Source organism: Methylosoma difficile (assembly GCF_054657615.1).
In genome coordinates this window covers 1-5,780 of record NZ_BAAHYJ010000008.1, presented here as the reverse complement: position 1 = coordinate 5,780, position 5,780 = coordinate 1, and the positions used below count along the sequence as shown (strand labels likewise).

General features: G+C 49.2%; 7 protein-coding genes and 1 pseudogene. 3 read left to right on the top strand and 5 right to left on the bottom strand.

All coding sequences use genetic code 11. The features are described from left to right. The first annotated feature begins 640 nt into the window (after positions 1-640). On the top strand, positions 641-2,560 hold the full coding sequence (yoaA, locus tag ACYQ1O_RS16830; RefSeq protein ID WP_459993433.1) for a DNA repair helicase YoaA: 1,920 nt from the start codon (positions 641-643) through the stop codon (positions 2,558-2,560). After that, the gene (gene tsaB / locus ACYQ1O_RS16825; protein WP_459993431.1) at positions 2,557-3,240 is read left to right on the top strand and encodes a tRNA (adenosine(37)-N6)-threonylcarbamoyltransferase complex dimerization subunit type 1 TsaB; all 684 of its coding nucleotides are present in this window, start codon (positions 2,557-2,559) and stop codon (positions 3,238-3,240) included. Before yoaA ends, tsaB begins: the two co-directional genes overlap by 4 nt. Positions 3,241-3,278: 38 nt before the next feature. Here tsaB and ACYQ1O_RS16820 read toward each other — a convergent pair whose 3' ends face one another. The 5 genes from ACYQ1O_RS16820 to ACYQ1O_RS16800 all read right to left on the bottom strand — a co-directional run bounded on the left by ACYQ1O_RS16820 (position 3,279) and on the right by ACYQ1O_RS16800 (position 5,221). Next, positions 3,279-3,611: a type II toxin-antitoxin system PemK/MazF family toxin gene (locus tag ACYQ1O_RS16820; protein WP_459993429.1), complete on the bottom strand. Its 333-nt coding sequence runs from the start codon at positions 3,609-3,611 to the stop codon at positions 3,279-3,281. Between the two features lie 9 nt (positions 3,612-3,620). Continuing rightward, entirely contained in the window at positions 3,621-3,863 is a 243-nt protein-coding gene (locus ACYQ1O_RS16815; protein ID WP_459993427.1) for an AbrB/MazE/SpoVT family DNA-binding domain-containing protein, read from the bottom strand. Positions 3,864-3,915: 52 nt separating this feature from the next. Continuing rightward, the gene (locus ACYQ1O_RS16810) at positions 3,916-4,476 is read right to left on the bottom strand and encodes a Uma2 family endonuclease (RefSeq protein WP_459993425.1); all 561 of its coding nucleotides are present in this window, start codon (positions 4,474-4,476) and stop codon (positions 3,916-3,918) included. Positions 4,477-4,577: 101 nt separating this feature from the next. After that, positions 4,578-4,997 (bottom strand): putative toxin-antitoxin system toxin component, PIN family, encoded by a 420-nt coding sequence (locus ACYQ1O_RS16805; RefSeq protein WP_459993423.1) that lies wholly within the window; start codon positions 4,995-4,997, stop codon positions 4,578-4,580. Next, positions 4,994-5,221: an AbrB/MazE/SpoVT family DNA-binding domain-containing protein gene (locus tag ACYQ1O_RS16800; RefSeq protein WP_459993420.1), complete on the bottom strand. Its 228-nt coding sequence runs from the start codon at positions 5,219-5,221 to the stop codon at positions 4,994-4,996. The genes ACYQ1O_RS16805 and ACYQ1O_RS16800 overlap by 4 nt, the downstream gene beginning before the upstream one ends. A gap of 448 nt (positions 5,222-5,669) precedes the next feature. Between ACYQ1O_RS16800 and ACYQ1O_RS16795 the strand changes: the two are divergent. Continuing rightward, positions 5,670-5,780 (top strand): annotated as a pseudogene (locus ACYQ1O_RS16795) (hypothetical protein); the annotation flags it as partial.

Below are 5,780 nucleotides of genomic sequence, written 5' to 3'. Positions count from 1 at the left end.
ATGCCGTTAAGCTGCGCCGCCACTGCACTGCTGTTGCCGCCGTAAGCGTTAGACCCCCAAGTTACCACCGAGCCGTCGGCTTTTATCATGGCGAATGCGCTACTATTCCGCCATTCACCCAAAGTGTGCCCAGGAAATGATTTTGTGTTGTTGGTTATTGTCACTGCCATGCGTTTATCCCCTCTGTTGAATTAAAAATTACCGCCGTATCGTCTTAGAATATTTTTGGATAACCACCGTACATCTTTTGCAATTTGCTTTTACATCATGCGCTTGATAGTTAGGCAATGTGCGTTGTTGCATCAAACATTCCTAATCATTCTATTCATAAATCAAAGCCTTGTCTTTCATAATTAACAACCTTGTAGGGTATGCATTGCGTACCTTTTAAAACCTTTCCATTGCGCTTATCTTTAAAAAGGTACGCGATGCGTAGCCTACGCCATCGAAGTGGAACATTAGCCCAAGCCATCAGGCCACCCCGTTTGTTGACCATTACGCCTAACACCCCAAACAGTCTGTTAAGTTTTTCACTTTCCAATGCTGACAATACGTTAAAATACCGGCAGCCAAGCTGATTGCTTATTCTTCCCCTAGGCTGACGCGCGTGTCAGCCGCATCCCTGTGCCAAGCCTTTGCCGTGACCGAACTCGACCTTTTTTTTAGCCCCGATGGCGGCTTAGCCAAAACCGTTGCGGGCTACCAGCCGCGTGCTGCGCAAGTGGAAATGGCCCGCGCCATTCACGAGGCTATCGAAAATAAACAGCATCTGATTGCCGAAGCGGGTACGGGTACGGGTAAAACCTTTGCTTATCTGGTACCGGCGATTTTATCGGGGCGCAAAACCATCATTTCCACCGGCACCAAAAACCTGCAAGACCAGTTGTTTAACAACGACTTGCCGATTATCCGCAAAGCCATCAAAAAACCGTTCACCGCCGCTTTGTTAAAAGGCCGCAGCAACTATCTGTGCCATTACCGGCTGAAAAACGCCTTCTCCTCAACCTTGGGTTTCAGCAAAGAAGATGCTGCCGCGTTGGCAAAAATAAAATCGTGGGCGAAGCGCACCCAAAGCGGCGACACATCAGAAATGACCGAGGTGGGCGAAGGCGACCCGATTTGGTATCAGGCCACGTCCAGCGCCGACAATTGCCTAGGCCAAGAATGCCCGGATTATGCGGAATGTTTTTTGGTGAAAGCCCGTAAGAAGGCACAAGAAAGCGATATTTTGGTGGTCAACCACCATTTGTTATGCGCCGATTGGTCGATTCGAGACAGTGGTTTTGGCGAGCTGCTGCCCAATGTCGAAACCGTTATCATCGACGAAGCCCATCAGCTGGCGGACACCGCCTCCAATTTTTTGGGCATTAACATTGGCGGCAAGCAGATGACCGATTTAGCCAGCGACACCTTAATTGAATACTTTAAGGATGCGACCGACATCCCTGCCCTACGCACGGCTTGCGAAGATTTGGAACATGAAATCAAAGATTTGCGCCTGGCATTTGGCATGGAGCTGACACGCGGCGAGTGGCGCGATATTGAACAAAACCCAAACCTATTGGGCGGTTTACAGGCTGTTAAAGCACAATTGCAACGGCTGACCGAGCAATTGCTGTTGGCTTCGGTGAAAAGCAAAGGCTTGGACCAATGCTTCAAACGCGCTGACGAACTCAACAAGCAACTGGCGGTCCTGATCGACGACAACAGCGGCAAATGGATACGCTGGTATGAAGTGCATAAAAAAACCTTCACGTTCAGCCGCACACCGTTGGACATCGCTGGCGAATTCCGCGTGTTTATGCAGCAACATCAATCGACGTGGATTTTTACCTCGGCAACCCTCAGCGTCGGCAATAGGTTTGACCATTTCGCCAATAACTTAGGCTTGGGCAAAGCCCAGAGCGCCAGCTGGGAAAGCCCGTTCGATTACGCCAATCAATCGCTTTTTTATCATCCCAGAGGTTTGCCGAAACCCGATGATGAAAACTTCATCCCGCTGATTCTTGAATTTGTCGTGCCGGTGCTGCAAGCCAGCCAAGGCCGCGCGTTTTTTCTGTTCACCAGCCATCGGGCTTTGCAGCAAGCGGCTGGCTTGTTAAAAGACAAAATCAGCTACCCGTTGCTGATCCAAGGCAGCCAGCCCAAAAGCCTGTTGCTGGAACAATTTAAGGCTAAAGGCAACGCGGTGCTGTTGGGTACGTCGAGTTTTTGGGAGGGTGTGGACGTGCGCGGCGAGGCTTTGTCGTGTGTGATTATCGACAAATTGCCGTTCTCGTCGCCGGGCGATCCGGTGCTGAAAGCGCGTTTGGATGCCATGACCAAGCAAGGCCGCAATCCGTTTTTCCATTACCAATTGCCCAATGCGGTGATTGCCTTGCGCCAAGGCATCGGACGGCTAATCCGCGATGTGACCGACCGTGGCGTGCTGATGGTCTGCGATCCACGTTTGTTGAAACGCTCGTACGGACAGATTTTTCTCGACAGCGTACCGCCCATGAAGCGCAGCCGCGACCTTGCCGATGTGCAAGCTTTTTTCCAACAAGAGAACAAACCATGAAATTACTGGCAGTGGAAACCGCCACCGAAGCCTGCTCTGCCGCTTTATTGATAAACGGCGATATACGCGAACGTTTTGCCATCGCCCCGCAGCAACATACCAAACTGATTTTGCCGATGCTCGATGACTTGCTGGCGGAAGCGGGTTTAAAACCACAAGACTTGGATGCCTTGGCGTTTGGCTGCGGGCCGGGTTCATTTACCGGTGTGCGCATTGCCACAGGGATTATCCAAGGCATTGCTTTTGGTGCCGATTTGCCGGTAGTGCCGGTTTCTACGTTGGCGGCCTTGGCGCAGGATTTTTTTGACCAACACAGCGGCGACACGGCGTTTGTAGCAATGGATGCCCGTATGGCAGAAATTTTCTGGGGTGTCTACCAACGTAACCGCGACGGCTACGCGCAATTGCTGGGCCAAGAAGCCGTCACACCCGCGTCTGAAATCGACATACCGGCTTTCAGCGGTATTGGTGTGGGTTCTGGTTGGGGCGTTTATGCTGACGTGTTACTGGCAAAACTAGCCGGACGCGCCAGCCACTACCACGCCGACCCCTTACCCAGAGCCGCCGCCATTGCCAAGTTGGGCGCGTATGGTTTTGAACAAGGCAAGGCGGTCGGGGTTGACGAAGCCATGCCCAGCTATTTGCGCGATAAAGTGGCTAAGAAAGAATCGGAACGCTAAGGCTTCGAAGCCCAAGAAAACGAGGTGAAGCTTTAAAACTACTCAATAATCACTTTAAGCAAGGCTTTGACTTGATCGACCGTTGCTTGGGAAACACGCTCAATCAATACGGCATCGCGTTCCTTAAAATCCAGCGATTTGACTTGATGCACCAAAATCGCACCCTGGGTTGCCAAGCCGTCATCCAGCACCACCTCCAACTTAATCCCCCGAACAGTGCTGCTAATGGGTGCCACCAACGCCAAGCCGGTATGTCCGTTAAACAATTTCCTAGAAAGCACATAAGCGGGGCGACGTTTGATAATCTCCCTGCCGCTACTGGGATCAAAACTTAACCAAACAATATCGCCTTGTTCAGGGATATAGCTCATAGCGATTCTTTACACAGCAGGATCGCCCAGCCATTGCCTATCCTCTTCTGTCAACGCCAAAGCCGATGGGGGGCTGCCCGCCAATACCGCTTCCAAACTAAGTGCTTGGGGAATCGGGCTTAATACAATTTTATTGTTCTCTAAAGTCAGTTCCAAGCGAGATCCGACTTGCAAATGCAGTGTGTTTAAAATGACTTTAGGCAAACTGATGATCGTTGCCCCGCCGGATTGCCTAATTGCCACTTGCGCCATAATTGCCTCTCCCGATCAATAAAGTTTTACTAATGTATAACATAAATAGATTTTAACCCCACAAATCCGCCAAAGAAAACGGCGCGGCATCAAACGGCGGCACCGCCACTTCGTCATCATCCTTCAACGTGGCAATCAGCACCCAGCGACCTTGCTGCAATTCAAACGCCTCCAAGGTTTGCGCCAACGGATCGACCATCCACACATGCGCCACGCCATAGCGGGCATAAATCGGCAGCTTTATCACCCGGTCTTTCTTCGCGGTTGACGGCGATAAAATTTCGCACACCCAATCCGGCACCACTTCAAAACGATGGTCGTCCGGCACGCTGGGCATACGCTCGCGCCGCCAGCCTGCCAAATCGGGTACAACAACTTCTTGGTTACGGATGAAATGCACCTCAGGTTCAACAATAATCCACCAACCGCCAGGGCCACTTTCCCCAAATCCAAAGGGCGGACCAATTCGCATGTTAAGCACGCTTTCCGCCAAACCATGCCGACCCGATGGACGTGGTACCGCATGCAATTCACCATTCAAAATCTCTCCGGCAACATTGTCCGGCAAAGCTAACAATTGCTCGTAAAGGCTTATTTTTAAAACAGCATTCATCTCAAACTCCCAAGAAAAACCATTGGCATTGGGGATTTTAACACGGACAGGGGTTGCGTAAGTTGGGTTGCGAAAAGCATAAAATTCAACCGACAGCGCTGTTATTTAAGATAACTATTATATTCAGCCAAAGTCATCATCGGCGGAGTATTAGAACAGGCTTGCAGATCGATAATATCAGCATCGCCTAACACCAATACCTCGGCTTGTCCGACGACGGCAAGCACTAAAAACTTTAGGTCGTCAGGGTCGCGAATACTGGGCAAACCTTCGGGGATTTGTTCGATAACAACGGTTTCGGTGTAAGGCAAAAAATCAGCAAGCAATAACGCCTGTTCAATTTTACTGAGTTTAAATTTTGGATAAGCCAGTACTCGCATCAGTTCGCTTACCGTCTCTTTACTGGCTAATGGCGTAATGTCGGCATTTTGCCAACTGTGCCGTAACCAAGCCAGGCTTTGCTTGGAAAACAATAACGCCGAAACCACAAAATTAGTATCCAGCACCACACGCTGGCTCATACATCGCCTTGCCTTGCCCACTCGATAGCATCACCCACATCCTGTTCATTAATACCCAAAGCCTCCAGCTTAGCGCGGACGGCATCCGCTTGTTGAATCCGCACAGGCGTAAGGACAATACGCCCCGATTCAACAGCCACCTCATAATAATCTGCCTTACCCACTGACATAACCACGGATTTTGGCAGTGTCAGTTGGTTTTTACTGGTTAATTTCGCTAACATAATGACCTCCAAAGTAATGGAGTAAGATTATATTACCAAAAGCACTTTAGGCATCGATATAAAAATGCTTTTGGAAAAGCTAATGGCGTAGGTTCGGTTGCGCTTTTTGCAAGCCAACTGGATTGTCGATGGTGTAGTAACAAAGGGCATAAAGATTTCGAAAAGCATGCAAACCAACCTACATCCTATTTTGGGCGGAATTAGGAGGCGAAAATGATAAGTAAAAGACCAAAGGCAAAACTATGAAGATTTCGCTTTCTCTGCAAAGCTACAAAGCTACAAAGCGTATCTAAAAATTGTGAAATTTATCACACCAAATATGTTAACTAGTTAAAACAAATAGGTCATTTAAAATCAAAAACTTGAATATACATTAAGAAACAGTAAACTTTGCCAGCAAAACCGCTACTGAAATAACGACCATAACCAATAACAATATGGAGCAAGCATGGCAATTTACAACGGCACAGCTAACAACGACACCTACACCGGCACAACAGCGGCCGATACTATCAATGGCCTAGGTGGTAATGACAATTTATCGGGCGCGGGAGGAAAC

What these genes read in the sequence shown, in the direction of transcription:
- ACYQ1O_RS16810 (WP_459993425.1), bottom strand. Translation starts at nt 4,476, where the DNA reads ATGAATGCTGTTTTAAAAATAAGCCTTTACGAGCAATTGTTAGCTTTG.
- ACYQ1O_RS16820 (WP_459993429.1), bottom strand. Translation starts at nt 3,611, where the DNA reads ATGAGCTATATCCCTGAACAAGGCGATATTGTTTGGTTAAGTTTTGAT.
- ACYQ1O_RS16805 (WP_459993423.1), bottom strand. Translation starts at nt 4,997, where the DNA reads ATGAGCCAGCGTGTGGTGCTGGATACTAATTTTGTGGTTTCGGCGTTA.
- ACYQ1O_RS16815 (WP_459993427.1), bottom strand. Translation starts at nt 3,863, where the DNA reads ATGGCGCAAGTGGCAATTAGGCAATCCGGCGGGGCAACGATCATCAGT.
- ACYQ1O_RS16800 (WP_459993420.1), bottom strand. Translation starts at nt 5,221, where the DNA reads ATGTTAGCGAAATTAACCAGTAAAAACCAACTGACACTGCCAAAATCC.
- tsaB (WP_459993431.1), top strand. Translation starts at nt 2,557, where the DNA reads ATGAAATTACTGGCAGTGGAAACCGCCACCGAAGCCTGCTCTGCCGCT.